This window comes from Paracoccus sulfuroxidans, from assembly GCF_007830335.1.
In the GTDB taxonomy this organism is placed as follows: Bacteria; Pseudomonadota; Alphaproteobacteria; order Rhodobacterales; family Rhodobacteraceae; genus Paracoccus; species Paracoccus sulfuroxidans.
In genome coordinates this window covers 69,083-87,324 of sequence record NZ_VLKU01000005.1, presented here as the reverse complement: position 1 = coordinate 87,324, position 18,242 = coordinate 69,083, and the positions used below count along the sequence as shown (strand labels likewise).

14 protein-coding genes and 1 tRNA gene are annotated in these 18,242 nt (G+C 64.9%); 4 read left to right on the top strand and 11 right to left on the bottom strand.

Annotated features, from left to right (window positions below):
• Entirely contained in the window at nt 1–1,395 is a 1,395-nt protein-coding gene (locus tag IQ24_RS09325) for a hypothetical protein (RefSeq protein ID WP_145397684.1), read from the top strand.
• Here the strand turns inward: IQ24_RS09325 and IQ24_RS09320 are convergent.
• The 11 genes from IQ24_RS09320 to IQ24_RS09270 all read right to left on the bottom strand — a co-directional run bounded on the left by IQ24_RS09320 (nt 1,386) and on the right by IQ24_RS09270 (nt 16,111).
• Nucleotides 1,386–2,348 (bottom strand): DMT family transporter, encoded by a 963-nt coding sequence (locus IQ24_RS09320; RefSeq protein WP_145397683.1) that lies wholly within the window; start codon nt 2,346–2,348, stop codon nt 1,386–1,388. The two genes, IQ24_RS09325 and IQ24_RS09320, sit on opposite strands and share 10 nt — an antisense overlap.
• Complete coding sequence (gene queG, locus IQ24_RS09315) at nt 2,345–3,388, bottom strand: tRNA epoxyqueuosine(34) reductase QueG (protein ID WP_145397682.1); 1,044 nt, start codon at nt 3,386–3,388, stop codon at nt 2,345–2,347. Before queG ends, IQ24_RS09320 begins: the two co-directional genes overlap by 4 nt.
• Entirely contained in the window at nt 3,369–4,058 is a 690-nt protein-coding gene (fzlA, locus tag IQ24_RS09310; RefSeq protein ID WP_145397681.1) for an FtsZ-binding protein FzlA, read from the bottom strand. Before fzlA ends, queG begins: the two co-directional genes overlap by 20 nt.
• Before the next feature lie 111 nt (nt 4,059–4,169).
• Complete coding sequence (mtgA, locus tag IQ24_RS09305; protein ID WP_145397680.1) at nt 4,170–4,898, bottom strand: monofunctional biosynthetic peptidoglycan transglycosylase; 729 nt, start codon at nt 4,896–4,898, stop codon at nt 4,170–4,172.
• 60 nt (nt 4,899–4,958) lie between these two features.
• Nucleotides 4,959–5,516 carry a DUF1269 domain-containing protein gene (locus IQ24_RS09300; protein WP_145397679.1) on the bottom strand — a complete coding sequence of 186 codons (558 nt, stop codon included), beginning with the start codon at nt 5,514–5,516 and terminating at the stop codon, nt 4,959–4,961.
• Between the two features lie 134 nt (nt 5,517–5,650).
• Nucleotides 5,651–10,186: a glutamate synthase large subunit gene (gltB, locus tag IQ24_RS09295; RefSeq protein WP_145397678.1), complete on the bottom strand. Its 4,536-nt coding sequence runs from the start codon at nt 10,184–10,186 to the stop codon at nt 5,651–5,653.
• Nucleotides 10,187–10,283: 97 nt separating this feature from the next.
• Nucleotides 10,284–11,027, bottom strand: coding sequence for a hypothetical protein (locus tag IQ24_RS09290; RefSeq protein WP_242008044.1), 744 nt, complete (start codon nt 11,025–11,027; stop codon nt 10,284–10,286).
• An 11-nt stretch (nt 11,028–11,038) separates the two neighbouring features.
• Nucleotides 11,039–12,526 carry an NAD(P)-dependent oxidoreductase gene (locus IQ24_RS09285; RefSeq protein WP_145397677.1) on the bottom strand — a complete coding sequence of 496 codons (1,488 nt, stop codon included), beginning with the start codon at nt 12,524–12,526 and terminating at the stop codon, nt 11,039–11,041.
• A gap of 150 nt (nt 12,527–12,676) precedes the next feature.
• A complete protein-coding gene (locus IQ24_RS09280) occupies nt 12,677–13,480 on the bottom strand; it encodes an undecaprenyl-diphosphate phosphatase (protein ID WP_145397676.1) in 804 nt (267 codons plus the stop codon).
• A gap of 11 nt (nt 13,481–13,491) precedes the next feature.
• Nucleotides 13,492–14,484 (bottom strand): complex I NDUFA9 subunit family protein, encoded by a 993-nt coding sequence (locus IQ24_RS09275; protein WP_145397675.1) that lies wholly within the window; start codon nt 14,482–14,484, stop codon nt 13,492–13,494.
• Nucleotides 14,485–14,515: 31 nt separating this feature from the next.
• On the bottom strand, nt 14,516–16,111 hold the full coding sequence (locus IQ24_RS09270) for a GMC oxidoreductase (RefSeq protein ID WP_145397674.1): 1,596 nt from the start codon (nt 16,109–16,111) through the stop codon (nt 14,516–14,518).
• A gap of 276 nt (nt 16,112–16,387) precedes the next feature.
• Between IQ24_RS09270 and IQ24_RS09265 the strand changes: the two genes are divergently transcribed.
• The 3 genes from IQ24_RS09265 (at nt 16,388) to IQ24_RS09255 (ending at nt 18,236) form a co-directional block, all read left to right on the top strand.
• A tRNA-Leu gene (locus IQ24_RS09265) sits at nt 16,388–16,472 on the top strand.
• Nucleotides 16,473–16,613: 141 nt separating this feature from the next.
• Entirely contained in the window at nt 16,614–17,285 is a 672-nt protein-coding gene (locus IQ24_RS09260) for a lysophospholipid acyltransferase family protein (protein WP_242008035.1), read from the top strand.
• Complete coding sequence (locus IQ24_RS09255) at nt 17,286–18,236, top strand: phosphatidate cytidylyltransferase (protein ID WP_145397673.1); 951 nt, start codon at nt 17,286–17,288, stop codon at nt 18,234–18,236. It abuts the gene before it with no gap.
• The last annotated feature ends 6 nt before the right edge of the window (nt 18,237–18,242 follow it).

Sequence of the window (18,242 nt, the reverse complement as noted above, 5' to 3'; positions counted from 1 at the left end):
ATGACGCAGAAATTTCGCGGTTTTGTGGTATTTGCCGAAATGCGGACCGGCTCGAACCTGCTGGAAGCCACGCTGAATTCGGTCAAGCGCGTGACCTGCTTTGGCGAGGCGTTCAACCCCTATCTGATGGGCTGGCCCGGCAAGGATGAGATGAAGGGCATCACCAAGGCCGAGCGGGACGCCGACCCGCTGCGCCTGCTGAATGCGCTTCTGGACAAGCCCAACCACCTGCCGGGCTTTCGCTATTTCCATGACCACGACCCGCGCGTCTTCGATGCGATTATCGACGATCCGACAGTGGCCAAGATCATCCTGACGCGCAACCCGATCGACAGCTATGTCTCGATGGTGCAGGCGCGGGCCACCAATCAGTGGAAGCTGAACGAGACCCAGACCGCGATCCCCGCGACCGTGCGCTTCGATGCCGCCAAGTTCCACGAGATGACCGGCCGGATCGAGGAGTTTCGCCTGACGATCCAGCGCCGCCTGCAGGCCTCGGGGCAGACGGGCTTCTGGCTGGGGTATGAGGATCTGCGCGACACCGGCGTGATGACCGGCCTGCTGCACTGGCTAGGCCGGACCGAGCTGGAGCATGTTCCGCCTGCGACCGATCTGGTGCCGCAGAACCCTCAGGAACTGTCCGAGAAGGTCAGCAATTTCGACGAAATGCAGGCCGAACTGGCCAAGCTTGATCCCTTCATGCTGCAACGCATTCCGAACTTTGAGCCGCGCCGGGGCCCTGCCGTTCCCTCATTCCACGCGGTCGAGGCGGGGGCGGGCGTGCTGTTCATGCCGGTGCGCGGGGGGCCGACGCAGCCGGTGCTGAAATGGCTGCGCCAGATGGGGGAGGTGCAGGGCGATTTCACCCAGAGCACCTTGCGACAGTGGAAGCGCGGACACGTGGGGCATCGCAGCTTCACGGTGCTGCGCCACCCCCTGCCGCGTGCCTGGGCGGCGTTCGAGCAGCTTCTGTCGGGTTCAAACAGCGATCTGCGCCGCTTGCTATGTGACGTGCACCGCGTGCCGCTGCCGCCTGACAGCGACATTCCGGCGCTGACGCAGGACCGCAAGGTTGAGCTTTTCGCGAATTTTCTGGAATTCCTGCGCCGCGCGGTCAGCGGTCAGACGACGCTGGCGGTGCAGGCGGGCTGGGCCACGCAATCCGAGGTGCTGGCGGGATTCTCGCGCCTTGGTCAGCCCGACATGATCCTGCGCGAGGCGGATCTGGCCCGCGATCTGGGCTGGCTGGCGACCAGCTCGGGCGTGACCAATGCAGCGGTGCCGCCCGCAGCGGAGCCTCTGCCCGCATTTCTGGACAGTGCCGAGCTGCGGCAATCGGCGAAGAAAGCCTATCTGCGCGATTACCTCGCCTTCGGTTTCGCCGATCAGCCCTGAGGGGTCATGGCCTTGCGTTGGCGCGCGCGCTCAAGCCCCAGCTTATGCTCGCGCCAGATGATCAGGATGCCCGCCAGAATGACCAGCGCGGCCCCCGCCAGCATGATGCTGGTCGGGGCCTCGCCAAAGACGAACCAGCCCAGCACCAGCGCCAGCAGCATCGAGGAATATTCGAACGGCGCCACCAGCGAGGCATCCGCCGCCCGATAGGCCGAGGTCAGAAGGATCTGCCCGATCCCGCCCAGCAGCCCCGTGACCACCAGCAGCACCGCGGTCGTCGGGTCGGGCATCACCCAGCCATAGGGCAGGGTCAGCAGCGACAGCAGCGTCGAGGTGATCGAGAACCAGAAAACGATGGCCGAGGTCCGCTCTTCATGCACCAGCTTGCGCACGAAGATCTGCGCCAGTGCCGCGCAGGCGGCGCCTGCCAGCGTGACGACCGCGCCCAGCGTGCGGCGCAACTGGGCATCGGGGTCATCCGCCGAGCTGAGACCCAGCTGCGGCGACAGGATGATCAGCACGCCCACCAGCCCAAGCGCGACCATGGCCAGCCGGAAGGCCCGCACCTCCTCGCCCAGAAACATCGCGGCAAACAGGACCGTCAGCAACGGTGCGGCATAGCCGATGGCGGTGACCTCGGGGAAGGGCAGCAGGGTCAGCGCCCAGAACCCCAGGCACATCGCCGCCGTGCCGACCACGCCGCGATAGAAATGGCCCATCGGGCGGAAGGTCTTGAGGCCGGTCCGCAACTCCCTTCGCCAGATCAGCCAAGCGATGATCACCGGGATCGCGAAGAACGAGCGGAAGAAGACCTGCTGCCCCGGCGGGATACCAGCCGATTCCGAGGTACCCTTGATCGTCGCGGCCATCAGCGTGAACACCGCCACGCTTGCGCATTTCAACAAGATCCCTGCGATCGGGTTCTGCGAGGTCAGACTGGGTGCGGTGTTCATTTCAGCCGTGCGCTTGCCCATCTGGCGGCATCAGCCACCGTCGGGTCGGGATCGTCCAGCAAGGATTGCGCGACCGGGCGAAGCTCTGCAAGCCCTGAGTTTCCAATGGCATATAAAACATTGCGCACCATGCGGTCGCGCCCGATCCGCTTGATCGGGCTGCCCGAATAGAGCGCGCGAAAGCCTGCATCGTCCAGCATGGCAAGCTCGGCCAGCGCGGGCGCGCCATGGGGGCCGTGATAGCGCATCTCGGTCGCGGCCTGCGCGAATTTGTTCCAGGGGCAGACGGCGAGGCAATCGTCGCAGCCATAGATGCGATTGCCCAGAAGGGGGCGCAGTTCCGGGTCGACCGGGCCTTTATGCTCGATGGTCAGGTAGGAAATGCAGCGGCGCGCATCCAGCTGGAAGGCCGCAGGGAAGGCCTTGGTCGGGCAGGCATCCAGACAGGCGGTGCAATTCCCGCAATGCTGGACCTCGGGCGCGTCGCGCGGAAGTTCATGCGTGGTGAAGATCGCGCCCAGAAAGAACCAGCTTCCCAACTGCCGCGACAGCAGGTTCGTGTGCTTGCCCTGCCAGCCCAGCCCCGCCGCCTGTGCCAAAGGTTTCTCCATGACCGGGGCGGTGTCGACGAAGACCTTGATCTCCCCGCCCGCCGTGTCGATCAGCCAGCGGCCCAGCCGCTTCAGGCGCTTCTTGACCAGATCGTGGTAATCCTTGCCCTGCGCATAGACGCTGACCGCGCCGCGATCCTTCTGGTGCAGCACCTGCATCGGGTCGTGTTCGGGGGTGTAAAGCTCGGCCAGCATGATGATCGAGCGCGCCTCGGGCCAAAGCGCCGTTGGATCGGCGCGCCAATGGCTGCGGTCCGCAAGCCACTCCATCTGGCCCTGATGGCCATCGGCCAGAAAGGCGGCCAGCCGCTCGGGCAGCGCGGGGGCCGCATCGGGGGCGCAGATGCCAAGGGCCGAGAAGCCCTCGACGTGCGCCTGTTCCTCTAGCCGTTGGCGGATCTCGGCAGGGTCAGAAATCAAGCAGCGCATAATGCGGCGCGGGATGGACGCCCGGAAGCTGGTCGGCCAGAAGGCTGCGGAAGGCAGGCCGCGACTTGATCGTCGCATACCATTCCTGCAGCGTGGCGCTGCGCGTCCAGTCGACGTCCGAGATATAGTCGAGGCACGAGAAATGCGCCGCCGCCGTGAAATCGGCCAGCGTCATCATGTTCCCGGCCAGCCAGCGGCGGGTTTCCAGCAGGCTGGTCATGTAATCCATGTGATATTTGATCGCCTGCAGCCCGGCCTTGACGGTGCGGCTATCGGGATAGCCTGCGCGCATGACCTTCTTCCACACACGCTCGGTCATGATCGGGCGGGTGACCTCGGCGTTGAACTTGTCGTCGAACCAGGCGCAGAGCCTGCGCACCTCATACCGCTCGGGCGCCGAGGAGGGCATCAGGGCCGGGGTCGGGTGGGTTTCGTCCAGGTACTCGCAGATCGCCTGACTTTCGGCCAAGAGCCGCCCGTCCATCCGCAGCACAGGCAGCTTGCCGGCGGGGTTGCGGCGCAGGATCTCGGACCCTGCCTCCCAATAGCGGTCCTCGACCAGCTCGACCTCGATCCGCTTTTCGGCCAGCACGAGGCGCACCTTCCGGCAGAACGGCGACAGCGCGATGTGATAAAGACGGATCGTCGAATTGGGCGAGGAAGTATTCATTGAGGGGAACCGGGTCTTGTCACGACTGACATGCTTGATACGCCCGAGGGCCGCACGTTTCAACCTTGCGCCACGGGGCTGCGCCGGTTTCCACCAAATCTTGCAGATCGCCTAGCGCGGCAGCTTCAGGCAACTGTCCCGCCCGTCCTGCGCGATGGTCGCCGCGCCGTCAAGAATCCCCCGCGTCCGGCGCGAGCCCGTGTCGGGTTTGCGGGTTTTGGGCGCAGGCAGGATCGAGGCCAGCGCCGCCGCCTGCCGGGGCGTCAGCTTGTCGGGCGTGGTCTTGAAATGATGCCGGGCGGCGGCGGAAATGCCGAAGACGCCGGGGCCGAATTCGGCAAGGTTCAGATAGACTTCGACGATCCGGCGCTTGGACCAGAACAGCTCGATCATCGGGGTATAGGTCGTCTCCATCACCTTGCGCGGCCAGCTGCGGCCCTGCCAGAGGAAGACGTTTTTCGCCGTCTGCTGGGTCAGGGTCGAGGCCCCGCGGCTTGAGCCAGAGGCCACGACCTTGCGGATCTCGATCATGTCGAACCCCCAATGCGCGCAGAAATTCGCGTCCTCGGCGGCCACGACCGAGCGGACCATGACCGGAGCAATGTCCTCGATCGGGGTCCAAGCGCGGGGGGTGCCGGGAAATTCGCGCTGCCCTTCGATGATGGTCCAGGTGGTCGGCGGGTTGATCATCGAGAACAGCAGGACCAGCACGACCATCAGCCCCAGAAAGCGCAGGCCCAGCCAGCGGATCCAGCCCCACAGCCACAGCAGCGTGCCCTGCACCAGCGGACGGCGGGGCAGAGGGGTTTCATCAAGGGTTATTTCACGTCGGCGCGGCATGGCCCCGGCGTCTCATGTCAGAGCCGCCGGGGTCAAGGGCTGTTGCCCGTTCCGCGCGAATTATGCCTTGGGCGTGGTTTCAGCGCTGTCGGTGGCGGGCAGCGGGGCCTGTTCGACCTCGGGTGCGTCGCCGCTTTCAAACGCCTCGCGCAGCTTGGCGTCAGCATCGGCGGAAAGGTTCGTCTGGATGATATGGCCACGTTTATGGAAGGCCTTCAGGCGGTCCAGAACCTTGTCGGCGGTGGCCTTGCGGATCAGTACGAAATCGGCCGAGCCGCCATTCGGCACCGCCGCGCTGACCTGCCGGATGAAATCATCATTGATGCCGATATCGGTCAGCTTGCCCGCAAGCGCGCCCGAGGCCGCGCCGACCGCCGCACCCAGAAGCGGGTTCAGGAACAAAAGCCCGACCAGAGTGCCCCAGAAACCGCCGCCGACGGCCCCGGCTGCGGTGGTGTTCAGCGCCTGATGCAGCTTGATCTTGCCATCCTGATCGCGCGTGACGACCACGATATCCTCAAGCTCAAGCAGGTATTCCTGCTGCAGCTTGACCAGCTCATCGCGCAGGTCAAAGCCGGTTTTCTCATCATCGAATGCAACAACGACCAGATCGGACATGGGGAAATCCTTTGTGACAGGGAAGCGCGTTCGACCCTCAACGCAGGTGCGGAAGCGGCGTTCCCGGCGAAATTGCTGCGACAGCACAAAGGGCGGCTTTTGGCCGCCCTTTCGGTTTTTCCGCTTGTTGATCCTTACTCTGCCGGGACCGCTTCCAGATCGCCCACTTCGGCAATCGGGAAGGGCAGATGTGCCAGCATCTCGCGCGGGCAGACCTGCAGGAAATTCGCCTTCTCCTCGGCCCAGAACTGCAGGATGTCGGCGGCCTTCTGCGAGCCGGTCTCGCGCTGGTGACGCTCGACCATCGACTTCAACTCATCTTCCCAATGCGGCTGGGTGACCGGGCAGGTGATCAGCGACTCGGGGTTGATGTAGTCGCGGGCCACGCCCTCGGGGTCGTAAAGATAGGCCATGCCCCCGGTCATCCCGGCGCCGAAGTTCGCGCCGATGCGGCCAAGGATGACGGCGATGCCGCCGGTCATGTATTCGCACCCGTTCGAGCCGCAGCCCTCGATCACCACCTTCGCGCCCGAGTTACGGACGGCGAAACGCTCACCCGCGCGGCCTGCGGCGAACAGATAGCCGTCGGTCGCGCCGTAAAGCACGGTGTTGCCGATGATCGTGTTGTCGGCGGCGATCAGGTTTGAATCCATCGCCGGACGCACGGCAATCGTGCCACCAGAGAGGCCCTTGCCCACATAGTCGTTGGCATCGCCCCAGACCTCGATCTTCAGGCCCGGCGCAGCAAACGCGCCCAGCGACTGCCCGGCCGAGCCGGTCAGGCGCACGGTCAGGTGGTCGGCCTGCAGGTTGTTGCGCATGCCGAAGGTCTGCACGATCATCGACGAGGTGCGCGTGCCGACCGTGCGCAGCGTATTCCGCACCGCATAGCTGAGCTGCATCTTCTCTCCGTCCGAGAAGAAGCGGCTGGCATCGCGGATGATTTCGGCATCCAGCGTATCCGGCACCGCGTTGCGCGGCTTCGAGCGGTCGTAGACGATCTTGTCCCAGCCATCGACGGTGATCAGCAGCGGGTTCAGGTCCAGATCGTCGAGGCCCTTGTCGCCACGGCTGACCTGCGTCAGCAGATCGGCGCGGCCGATCACCTCATCCAGGCTGCGCGCCCCGATAGAGGCGAGGATCTCGCGCACTTCGGTCGCATAGAAGGTGATCAGGTTCACGACCTTGTCGGCGCTGCCGGTGAACATTGCGCGCAGGCGCTCATCCTGCGTGCAGACCCCCACGGGGCAGGTGTTCGACTGGCACTGACGCACCATGATGCAGCCCATGGCGATCAGCGCGGCGGTACCGATGCCGTATTCCTCGGCCCCCATCATCGCGGCCATGACGATGTCGCGGCCGGTGCGCAGCCCGCCATCGGTGCGCAGCGTCACCCGGTCGCGCAGCTTGTTCATCGCCAGAACCTGATGCGCCTCGGTCAGGCCCATTTCCCACGGCAGGCCCGCGAATTTGATCGAGGTCGCGGGGCTGGCCCCGGTGCCGCCATTGTGGCCCGAGATCAGGATGACGTCGGCCTTGGCCTTGGCCACGCCCGCCGCAATGGTGCCGACGCCCGAGGAGGCCACCAGCTTCACCGTGATCTTGGCGCGCGGGTTGATCTGCTTCAGGTCATAGATCAGCTGCGCCAGATCCTCGATCGAGTAGATGTCGTGATGCGGCGGCGGCGAGATCAGCGTGACCCCCGGCGTCGAATGCCGCAGGCGCGCAATCAACTTGGTGACCTTCATGCCGGGAAGCTGGCCGCCCTCGCCGGGTTTCGCACCCTGGGCCACCTTGATCTCCAGCTCTTCGCAGGCGTTCAGGTATTCGGCGGTGACGCCGAACCGGCCCGAGGCGACTTGCTTGATCTTGGCGCAGGGGTTGTCGCCATTGGGCAGCGGCTGGCTGTGGGCCGGGTCCTCACCACCCTCGCCGCTGTCGGATTTCGCGCCGATGCGGTTCATGGCGATGTTCAGCGTCATATGCGCCTCGGGCGACAGCGCCCCAAGGCTCATCCCCGGCGTCACGAAACGCTTGCGGATCGAGGTGATGCTTTCCACTTCCTCGATCGGGACCGCCTTGCCCAGCGGCTTGATGTCCAGCAGATCGCGAATGTGGATCGGCGGGTTCGCCCGCATTGTCGCGGTGAACTGCTTCCAGATGTCGTAGGAGGCCTTGTCGCAGGCCAGCTGCAACAGCTTCATCGTATTGGCTTCCCAGGCGTGTTTCTCGCCCGAGCGGCGCGCCTTGTAGAAGCCGCCGACCGGCAGAAGCTCGGTCGCGTCCTGGGTGAAGCCCTTGTCATGCGCCTCGATCAGCTTGGCCTGAAGGCCGTGCAGACCGATGCCCGAGATGCGGCTGTGCATGCCGGGGAAATATTCCGCGACCATGGCGCGCGACAGGCCCACGGCCTCGAAGTTCAGGCCACCCCGGTAAGAGGACAGGACCGAAATCCCCATCTTCGCCATGATCTTCAGGATGCCCGCGTCAATCGCGTTGCGATAGCTGCTCATGATGTCGATCAGGTTGCCGTCCAGCAGCCCGCGCTCGATCCGGTCGGACAGTGTGTCCTGCGCCAGATAGGGGTTCACGGTCGTCGCCCCGCAGCCGACCAGCACCGCGAAATCATGCGGGTCGATGCATTCGGCGGAACGCACGTTCAGCGAACAGAAGGTGCGCAGGCCCTTGCGGGTCAGCCAGCCATGCACCGCCGAGGTGGCAAGGATCATCGGCACGCCGATGCGGGTGTCGGAAATCCCCTCATCGGTCAGGATAATATGGCCCGCGCCGGAACGCACGGCATCCTCGGCCTCGTTGCGGATGCGCGTCAGGGCATGGCCAAGCGCGTCGGGACCGCCCTCTGCATCGAAGGTGCAATCGATATGCGTCGCCTGATCGCTGAACATGCGGGTCAGTTCCTCGAACTCGCCATTGGCGAGGAAGGGGCTTTCCAGCATGGTGATCTCGGTCTGGGCGCTGCTTTCGTCCAGCACGTTCTTGAGGTTGCCAAAGCGCGTGCGCAGGCTCATCACCCGGGTTTCGCGCAGGCTGTCGATGGGCGGGTTGGTGACCTGGCTGAAGTTCTGGCGGAAGTAATGCGACAGCGGCCGGTACTGGCGCGACAGCACCGCCGGAGGCGTGTCGTCGCCCATCGAGGCCAGCGCCTCTTTGCCGTCCTCGGCCATGGGGGCGAGGATGCTCTCGATCATCTCGATGTTATAGCCCGCGGCGATCTGGCGGCGGCGCAGTTCATCGCCGTCGAATTGCGCGGTTTCGGGCAGTTGCGCCATCAGCTCAGAGGGCTGCACGACCTTTTCCACCCAGTCACCGAAGGGCTGGCTGGAGGCCAGACGGTCCTTGATCTCGCGGTCGTGGTACAGCTTGCCCTCGGCCATATCGACGGCGATCATCTGGCCCGGTCCAAGCGCGCCTTTTTCCAGCACGACGGATTCGGCCACCGGCACCATGCCCGCTTCCGAACCGGCGATCAGCAGCCCGTCGCGGGTGACGACAAAGCGCATCGGGCGCAAGCCGTTGCGGTCAAGCCCGCCGCAGACCCAGCGACCATCGGTCATCGCCAGCGCCGCCGGGCCGTCCCAGGGCTCCATGACCGAGTTGCAATAGGCGTACATATCCGCCCAGGGCTTCGGCATGTCGGTCGTGGCCTTCGACCAGGCCTCGGGGACCAGCATGGTCTTGGTCATCGGGGCCGAACGGCCCGAGCGCACCATCACCTCGAACACCGCATCAAGCGCCGCCGAGTCGGAGGAGCCCGCCGGGATGATCGGCTTGATGTCCTCGGCCATTTCCCCGAAGGCCTTCGAGGCCATGCGGATCTCATGGCTGCGCATCCAGTTCGAGTTGCCCTTCAGCGTGTTGATCTCGCCGTTATGGGCCAGCATACGGAAGGGCTGGGCCAGCCACCATTGCGGGAAAGTGTTGGTCGAATAGCGCTGGTGATAGATCGCGAAGGCGCTCTCGAACCGCTCATCCTTCAGGTCGGGATAGAATTCAGCGACCTGTTCGGCCAGCATCATGCCCTTGTAGATGATGCTGCGGCACGACAGCGTGCAGATATAAAGGCCCGCGATCTGGGCGGCGATGGCCGCCTTCTCGATCCGGCGGCGGATGATGTACAGCTCGCGCTCGAACTGCTCTTCATCGATGTCCTTTTCGCAGCGGATCAGGATCTGCTCGATCTCGGGGCGGGTGGCATTGGCTTTTTCGCCCAGAACGGCGGTGTTCACCGGGACGTGGCGCCAGCCATAGATGTAGTGCCCCATGCGCAGGACTTCGGATTCCACGATGGTCCGGCAGCGCTCCTGCGCGGAAAAATCGGTGCGCGGCAGAAAGACCTGCCCGACAGCGATCAGCTTTTCGCGGTCCGGCTCATGCCCGGTGCGGCGGACCTGATCATAGAAGAAGCGGACCGGGATCTGCACATGGATGCCCGCGCCGTCGCCGGTCTTGCCATCGGCATCGACAGCGCCGCGGTGCCAGACGGCCTTCAGCGCATTGATGCCGTTTTCCACGACCTTGCGGCTGGCGCCACCGTCGATCGAGACCACCAGACCGACGCCGCAGGACGAATGCTCATCCTCGTGCCGGTAAAGCGAATGCTCGGCCATCCACTGGCGGCGGGCTTCTTCCTGTTCTTGCCAATTGCTCATCTGGGGTGACCTTCCTTGGTCTTGCGCCGGGGCGCGAATATCATTCCTGGGACGGGCCTGAGGTCAGGCGGTCGGGGGCGTCAGGTGGTCGGGGGCGTCAGGTGGCGTCGGACAGCGCCTTCAGCCGGTTGATGAGGCCGGGCGCGCGGCCATCGACCATCTGCATTTCGCAGTCATATTCCGGCTTCGTGGCACCAAATCCGGGCTCGCCGGGGAAGGCGAAGGTGACGGGGGTGTCGTTGCTTTCCTGCGCGGCACCGGTCCAGTCGCGCGAATGCTCGACCCCGCCATAGAAGCGGCCATGTTCGCGGTTGATATATTGCTTGCCGCTGCGTTCGATCAGCACATCGCCGCTTTGGCTATAGGTGGTCAGGTTGAACTCGGTGATCTCCAGCGGCACGTTGTCGATGGTGACCGTTTCGCCGGTCAGGATGTCCTTGCCGACGTGATGCAGCCGCTCGCCATTGTTCGAGCGGGTCCAGAAGTCGAAATCATCCTCGCCACGCTTCAGCAACTTGCGGAACGAGGCGTGGTCCTTGGCCTCGGGCTCCAGCACATCGGTCAGGCCGGTCACCAGATTGGTGCTTTCCATCCAGCGCGTCTCGACGTCGATGCGCGAGGTATAGACCTCGCCCTCATTGGTGAAATAGCTGACGCGCTGGTCGCCGGGGGCATCGCTTGAGCAGATGTAATGCTGCGAAACGATGCATCCGCGGTTCTGAATGGTCATCTTCAGCTCGCATCCCGAAGGCGGGGTGTAAGGGGTCGCGGCCTGCGCGGGCAGGGCGCCGCTGAGGGCCAGCAGCGCGGCTGGCGTCAGGATGGCAGCAGGAAGTTTCATGGCTCCGCTCCTTATTCGGCGGCGACGCGGGCCGCGCCGATCAGATAATCCGCGATGCTGTCGGCAGCCTCGCGCCCGTCGCGGATCGCCCAGACGACCAGCGAGGCCCCGCGCACGATATCACCCACCGCATAGACGCCCGGCAGGCTGGTGGAATGGGTCTGATAGTCGGCCTTGATCGTGCCCCAGCGGGTCACTTCCAGCCCGTCGACGCCCCAGAGGCGCGGGATTTCCTCGGGCTCGAAGCCAAGCGCCTTGATGACCAGTTCGGCCGGTTCGTCGTAATCCGCGCCGTCGATCAGCTCGGGCGAGCGGCGGCCCGACACATCGGGCGCGCCCAGCCGCATCTTCTGCACGCGGACCGCGCTGATCGAGACCGGCTCGCCATCGACGTCCACCTCTTGCGCGGTCATCGCCTCACCGGTGACATGGCCCGAGAAGGCCCCCGGCGCGGTCAGCCAGACGAATTCGACGCCCTCTTCCTCGGCATTCTGCACCTCGCGCTGCGAGCCGGGCATGTTCGCCCGGTCACGGCGATAGAGGCATTTCACCGATTGCGCGCCCTGACGGATTGCGGTGCGCACGCAGTCCATGGCGGTATCGCCGCCACCGATGACGATGACGCGCTTGCCGCTGGCGTTCAGCTCTCCATCCTCGAAATCGGGGACCTCATCGCCCAGATCGACCCGGTTCGAGGCGGTCAGATAATCCAGCGCCTTCACCACGCCACGCGCATCGGCATTGTCGATGTCCAGATCGCGGGTCTTGTAGACCCCCGTCGCGATCAGCACCGCGTCATGCTTGCCGCGAATGGCGTCGAAGCTGATGTCCTCGCCGATGTTGGTGTTCAGCACGAATTCCACCCCTCCATCGGCCAGCAGGCGGTTGCGGCGCTCGACCACTTCCTTCTCCAGCTTGAAGCCGGGGATGCCATAGATCAGCAGGCCGCCCGCGCGGTCGTGGCGGTCATAGACGGTGACCTGAAAGCCCATGCGGCGCAGACGGTCGGCGGCGGCCAGCCCGCCCGGACCCGCACCGATGATGCCGATGGATTCAAGACGCTCCTCGACCGGGGCGGCGGGCTGGACCCAGCCGTTTTCCCATGCGGTATCGGTGATGTATTTCTCGATCGCGCCGATGGTGACGGTGCCGTGGCCCGATTGCTCGATGACGCAATTCCCCTCGCACAGACGGTCCTGTGGGCAGATGCGGCCGCAGATCTCGGGGAAGGTGTTGGTTTCCTGACTGCGGGCATAGGCCTCGGCCAGGCGGCCCTCGGCGGTCAGGCGCAGCCAGTCGGGGATGTTGTTGTGCAGCGGGCAATGCGACTGGCAATAGGGCACACCGCATTGGCTGCAACGGCTGGCCTGCTCGGTCGCCTTGGCGGCGGCGAATTCGCGATAGATCTCGTGGAAGTCTTCCGAACGCGCGGCTGCGTCACGCTTTTCAGGCATCTCGCGCCCGATGGTGACGAACTTGAGCATCTTCTGCGTTGCCATGGCTGCGCGTCCTTCGCTGGCGAGGTTACATATCGGTTGATATGAAACGGCGAAGGAAAATAAAAGTCAGCCGTGCTGACCTAAATTACGATTTATCCCGCTGAGAGGTAAAATCCGGGGGGTGTAGTGCAAGAATTGGGTCAGTAGTGTTTACCCAATTACCAAAAGGGCAAGCAGAGCCACGCTTCCGACGATGATTCGCCACCAGGCGAAGAAGGCGTATCCGTGCTGCGACAGGTAGTTCAGCAGCCAGCGCACCACGATCACCGCCGCGATGAAGGCGCAGATGAAGCCCACGACGACATTGCCCAAGGCGGCCGAGGTCAGCACATCGCGGTTCTTGTAGAGGTCGTAGACGAAGGCTCCCAGCATGGTCGGCATCGACAGGAAGAAGCTGAATTCAGCCGCCGCGCGCTTCGATGCGCCCAGCATCAGCCCGCCCACGATGGTCGCCCCCGACCGCGAGACGCCGGGGATCATCGCCAGACACTGGATGAAGCCGATGGCGATGGCGACGGGCAGCGGGAAATCCTCGGCGCTGAAGTATTTCGGGTTCGTCGCGCGGCGGTCGACCGCCAGCAGGACGAAACCGCCAAGGATCAGCATGATCGCGATCAGCATCGGCGTCTCGAACAGGACGTCCTTGATGAAGCCATGCGCCAGCACGCCGATGACCGCTGCGGGCAGGAAGGCCAGCACCACGGCGGCGATGAAATGGCGCGATCTGGGATCGCTGCCCGCGGTCGAGAAGATGTGCCACAGCCGCCCGGCATAGACGCCCAGAATGGCCAGAATCGCGCCCAGCTGGATCAGCACCTCGAAGGCGCGGCCCGGCGAATCAAAGCCCAGAAAATGCCCGGCCAGCAGGATATGGCCGGTGGACGAGACGGGGATGAACTCGGTCAAACCCTCAAGCAGGCCCAGAACGGCCGCGACGATCGTATTGTTGTCCATCAGCCCCGCCTTCAGTTCTGGCGAAGGTTCTTGGCGCTGTCGATGATGGCCTCATACTGCCCGCGCCGCCGGAACCGCCACAGGTATTCCGGGATCACGGCAGAGGCGGCGATGGGCTCGATGCCCAGTTCGGCAAAGCCGCGCGCCTCGGAGGAGACCAGATTGTTGCTGCGCAGCGTCCGGGCCTGATCGCGCGTCAGGATCTTGTTCGACACCAGCCCGCCCGTGACCACCTGCCCGGCGTCCAGGACCGAGCCCAGAACGCCCGACATCCAATGCGGCAGGCCGATGACCAGCTTGCGGCGGTCGATGGTGCGCAGGGTCAGATGGGCGATCTCGCGCATGCTCAGCACGTCCGGCCCACCCAGTTCATAGATGCCCGGCTGGGCCTTGCCCGACGCGCCCAGAAGCGCGGCTTGGGCGACGTCGCCCACATGGACCGGCTGCACCTGCGTGCGCGGGGCGGGAACGGCCAGAATTGGGCCCAGCAGGCTCATCCCGGCGATCTTGTTGAAGAATTTGTCCTCGGCCCCGAAGATGATCGAGGGGCGCAGGATGACGGCATCGGGGCGGTGCATGAGAACTTCGATCTCGCCCTGACCCTTCGTCGCGGCATAGCGGCTGATGGATTCAGGGTCCGCGCCAAGCGCCGAGACATGCACGAAATGCTGGACGCCGCTTTCCGCCGCGATCCGGGCGATGCGACCGGCGGCCTCGGTGTGGACGGCCTCGAAGGTGTTCTTGCCGCTGCCGGCGATGATGCCCGCGCAGTTGATCACGGCATCGGCGTCGGCCATGCAGGCGCGGACCGACAGGTCGTCGCGGACGTTGCAGGGCACCGGCTCGACCTGACCCGGCGTGCCATAGGTGCGCACGACGCCAGCCAGCGCGGGACGCCTGACGGCGATGCGGATGCGCCACCCTTGCGCGGCCATGATGCGGGCGATCTGCCGCCCCAGAAAGCCCGAGCCGCCATAGATGGTGACCAGTTTGGATGCAGACATGCGGCGCTCCTTGTTGAGGGTGGCTTTGCGCTCAATACCCAAGGCCGTCGCCAGCGGCAAGCGGTGCGCGCGTCCGCGCGGCAATGCGGTCGGCCACCCGCAGCGCGTTTGCGGCAATCGTCAGGCTGGGATTGACCCCGCAAGAGGTCGGCATGAAGGACGAATCCGCGACATGCAGGTTCTCGACCCCGTGGACGCGGCAGTCGGGGTCCAGCACGCTGGTCGCGGGATCGGTGCCAAAGCGCAGGGTGCCGCAGGGATGGGCAAAGTTCAGTTCCGGCGCGCTGCCCATGAACATGGCGCGATGCGGCCGGAACGCCGCGCGCATGGCTTTGCGAAAGGCGGCGCGGCGGGTCAGCAGCTCGTCCGCCACGTCATAGTGAAAGCTCAGCCGGTCCACATCATCGCCCGGCAGGACGCGGTTCGTCAGGTAGGGCAGGTCCTCCAGCACGCCCACGAAGACCTTGGCATTGCCCAACACCTTCGCTCCCACCATCGCCGGAATGCGCAGCGCATGCCGCAAGGGCCGCAGACTGCGCAGCGCCGAGCGGTCGAAGCGCGTGTTCATCGCATGCAGGATCTCTCCATATCCGGCGACAAGGCCCATGGATTGCACCGTGCCGAACCGGTGCCCCTGCTGGTAATAAAGGTCGCGCATGCTGATCGAGCGGGACGCGCCTTCCCGCGCCGCGCCGCGCCCGGCCCAGACGGCCATGATCTCGCTGAGGTGGAACATCAGGTTGCGCCCCACCAGATCGTTCCGGTTCCCCAACCCGTTCGGCCAGTCCTCGGACGTCGAGCGCAGCAGCAGCGAGGGCGAGCCCAGCCCGCCGCCCGACAGCACATAGTGGCGCGCGTGAAGCTGGATCTGCTTGCCGTCCCGCTGGCAGGTGATGCCGGTGACGCGATCCGGCCCGGCGTCGATCCGCAGGACCGTGCAGCGGTCGATCAGCGCCGCCCGCCCGGTGTCAAGCGCGGGCAGCACCCCGGCCGAGCGTCCATCCATCTTGCAGCGCCGCCCACAGCGCCGCCCGAAGCAATTCGCGCAATCGGGCAGGAAGCGCGCGGCCATATGCGTCTGGTAGGGATGCATCCCGGCGCGCCGCAGGTCCTCCATCAGCGCCGCATCCGATTGCGGCAGGGCGCGCGCCGGACCGGGCAGGGCGGGTGCCGAGGGGTCCAGCGGGTCTGGCTCTCCGCTGATGCTGAAGTAATGCTCGGCCAGTGCATAATAGGGGGCCATCTGGTCATAGCCGACCGGCCAGCCGCCCGTCGGATGCGGGTGGCTGTCGGTCTGGTCCAGATCGTGACGTTCGGGCCGTTCAAGTGTTGCGGCATAGAACAGCGAGGTCCCGCCCACGCCTGCGGCGATCATGCCGTCCAGTTCGCACCATGTGCCGTCCAGCTCGGCGCGGATGCGCTGCGGCCAGATCCCCTGCGCCAGCCGTTCCTCGGGTGGGTCGATGCCGCTGGGCAGCCCGTCCGAGAACTGATCGCCCAGATCCGGCCCCTTCTCGACGAAAAGCACCGAGAGGCCGGATTCGGCCAGACGACGACCGACCGTCCCCCCACCGATGCCGGTGCCGATGACGATGACATCCCAGATGCGCGAGGCGGCTGCGTCCATGACTGTTCCTGAAATACGGACCCTGGCTTTCAGCAATGACGTCAAGCCTGTGCCGTTTGTAGTGTCTCGCTTCGAAAGGCGGCAAGCTGTTGTATTCTACAGGTTCGGGCTTCGGGCGATGTCTGCATGGACTGCCAGCCCGAAGGGCCCCGCATGGGTCAGTCTAGCGGTCTTTTCGGGGTTGAGACAGGAAATGTGAAAACTGGATGAAAAACTTGCTCGACCCCCGTTGACACCCCCCGAGACTGGCCTTAGTTACCCCCCTCACGCAGACCTGCCCAGGTGGCGGAATTGGTAGACGCGCACGGTTCAGGTCCGTGTGCCGCAAGGCGTGGAGGTTCGAGTCCTCTTCTGGGCACCAAAAAACCCCCGCAACGTTTCGACGTTGCGGGGGTTTTTCTTTGCCGCCTCGGCCCGGCACGACTCATGCCAGAAGCGCTGCGTAACCTCTTGCTTTTGCAAGGGCGCGGGATAACGCTGCCTGCGACAGGGAATGAGCGATATGGTAAACAGGACTACAGCTTCGACCTCGATGCCGCGTCGCGTGGCGGCGATGATCACCGGCCGGGCGATTACGCTTTTCGCGCGCGTGCTGACGGCGGTGCAGGCCATCTGGCAGGGCGCGCTGCCTGACAGCCGCGTCCAACGCATCTATTACGCCAACCATTCCAGCCACGGTGATTTCATCCTCGTCTGGTCGATCCTGCCGACGCGGCTGCGCCAGCAAACGCGGCCGGTGGCGGGGGCGGATTACTGGGGCGGCTCGGGCCTGCGCGCCTTCATCGGGCGCGACGTCTTCAACGCCCTGCTGATCGAGCGGCAGGCCGATGGCCGAAGCACCGACCCGGTCGAGACCATGGCGCAGACCCTTGATGAGGGCTCGTCGCTGATTCTGTTTCCCGAAGGCACGCGCAACCTGACCGATGAGGTGCTGCTGCCCTTCAAAAGCGGCCTTTACCATCTGGCGAAGGCGCGGCCCAAGGTCGAGCTGGTGCCCGTCTGGATCGAAAACCTCAATCGCGTGCTTCCCAAGGGCTCGTTCATCCCGGTGCCGCTGATGTGCCGCGTCATTCTGGGCGCGCCTTTGTGGCTGGCCGAGGATGAAAGCAAGGAGGCGTTTCTGACGCGCAGCCGCGACGCGCTTCTGGCGCTGAAGCCGGGAAGGGAGGCCTGAATGGAGAACGCGCAATCCGATCTGCTGACGGTCATCGGGGCCATCGGCGGCGTGCTGGTTCTGGCCTCGGCCATTGGCGGCATCCTGCATCTGCGCCTGTCGCCCAATGGCGAAAACGCCGCCATCGACAACCTGAACGACCGCATCCGGTCGTGGTGGATCATGGTCATCGCCATGTCGCTGGCCTTTCTGGGCGGCAAGGCGGGGGTGATCCTGCTGTTCGGCTTCTGCTCTTTCGCGGCCCTGCGCGAGTTCATGACGCTGACGAGCGCCAACCGGCATGACCACTGGTCGCTGGTCTGCGCGTTCTTCGTCGTCCCGCCCATCCAGTATTACCTCATCTGGATCGGCTGGTACGGGCTCTATGCGATCTTCATCCCGGTCTATGTCTTTCTGCTTTTGCCCATCATCTCGGCCTTCCGGGGCGAGACGCGGAACTTCCTGATCCGCGTGGCCGAGATGCAATGGGCGCTGATGATCTGCGTCTTCTGCGCCTCGCATGTGCCGGCGCTGCTGAACCTGAAGATCCCCGGCTATGAGGGGCGCAACGTCCTGCTGATCGCCTTCCTCGTGGTCGTCGTGCAGCTCAGCGACGTGCTGCAATATGTCTGGGGCAAGCTGATCGGACGCCGGAAGATCGCGCCCGCGCTTTCGCCCTCGAAAACGGTCGAGGGGTTCGTGGGCGGCAGCCTGTCGGCCACGGCAGTCGGCGCGGCGCTGTGGTGGATGACGCCCTTCAACCCGTGGCAGGCGGCGATCATGGCCTTCACCATCACCATGCTGGGCTTCTGCGGCGGGCTGGTGATGTCGGCGATCAAGCGCGACCGGGGGATCAAGGATTGGGGGCATTCGATCGCTGGGCATGGCGGCTTCATCGACCGGCTGGATTCGGTGGTCTTCTCGGCCCCGATCTTCTTCCACCTGACCCGCTATTACTTCAGCCTTGGCTAGGGGCAC

Bases quoted from the DNA above. Each gene is read 5' to 3' on its own strand.
- IQ24_RS09325 (WP_145397684.1), top strand. From the start codon at position 1: ATGACGCAGAAATTTCGCGGTTTTGTGGTATTTGCCGAAATGCGGACC.
- IQ24_RS09320 (WP_145397683.1), bottom strand. From the start codon at position 2,348: ATGAACACCGCACCCAGTCTGACCTCGCAGAACCCGATCGCAGGGATC.
- queG (WP_145397682.1), bottom strand. From the start codon at position 3,388: ATGCGCTGCTTGATTTCTGACCCTGCCGAGATCCGCCAACGGCTAGAG.
- fzlA (WP_145397681.1), bottom strand. From the start codon at position 4,058: ATGAATACTTCCTCGCCCAATTCGACGATCCGTCTTTATCACATCGCG.
- mtgA (WP_145397680.1), bottom strand. From the start codon at position 4,898: ATGCCGCGCCGACGTGAAATAACCCTTGATGAAACCCCTCTGCCCCGC.
- IQ24_RS09300 (WP_145397679.1), bottom strand. From the start codon at position 5,516: ATGTCCGATCTGGTCGTTGTTGCATTCGATGATGAGAAAACCGGCTTT.
- gltB (WP_145397678.1), bottom strand. From the start codon at position 10,186: ATGAGCAATTGGCAAGAACAGGAAGAAGCCCGCCGCCAGTGGATGGCC.
- IQ24_RS09290 (WP_242008044.1), bottom strand. From the start codon at position 11,027: ATGAAACTTCCTGCTGCCATCCTGACGCCAGCCGCGCTGCTGGCCCTC.
- IQ24_RS09285 (WP_145397677.1), bottom strand. From the start codon at position 12,526: ATGGCAACGCAGAAGATGCTCAAGTTCGTCACCATCGGGCGCGAGATG.
- IQ24_RS09280 (WP_145397676.1), bottom strand. From the start codon at position 13,480: ATGGACAACAATACGATCGTCGCGGCCGTTCTGGGCCTGCTTGAGGGT.
- IQ24_RS09275 (WP_145397675.1), bottom strand. From the start codon at position 14,484: ATGTCTGCATCCAAACTGGTCACCATCTATGGCGGCTCGGGCTTTCTG.
- IQ24_RS09270 (WP_145397674.1), bottom strand. From the start codon at position 16,111: ATGGACGCAGCCGCCTCGCGCATCTGGGATGTCATCGTCATCGGCACC.
- IQ24_RS09260 (WP_242008035.1), top strand. From the start codon at position 16,614: ATGGTAAACAGGACTACAGCTTCGACCTCGATGCCGCGTCGCGTGGCG.
- IQ24_RS09255 (WP_145397673.1), top strand. From the start codon at position 17,286: ATGGAGAACGCGCAATCCGATCTGCTGACGGTCATCGGGGCCATCGGC.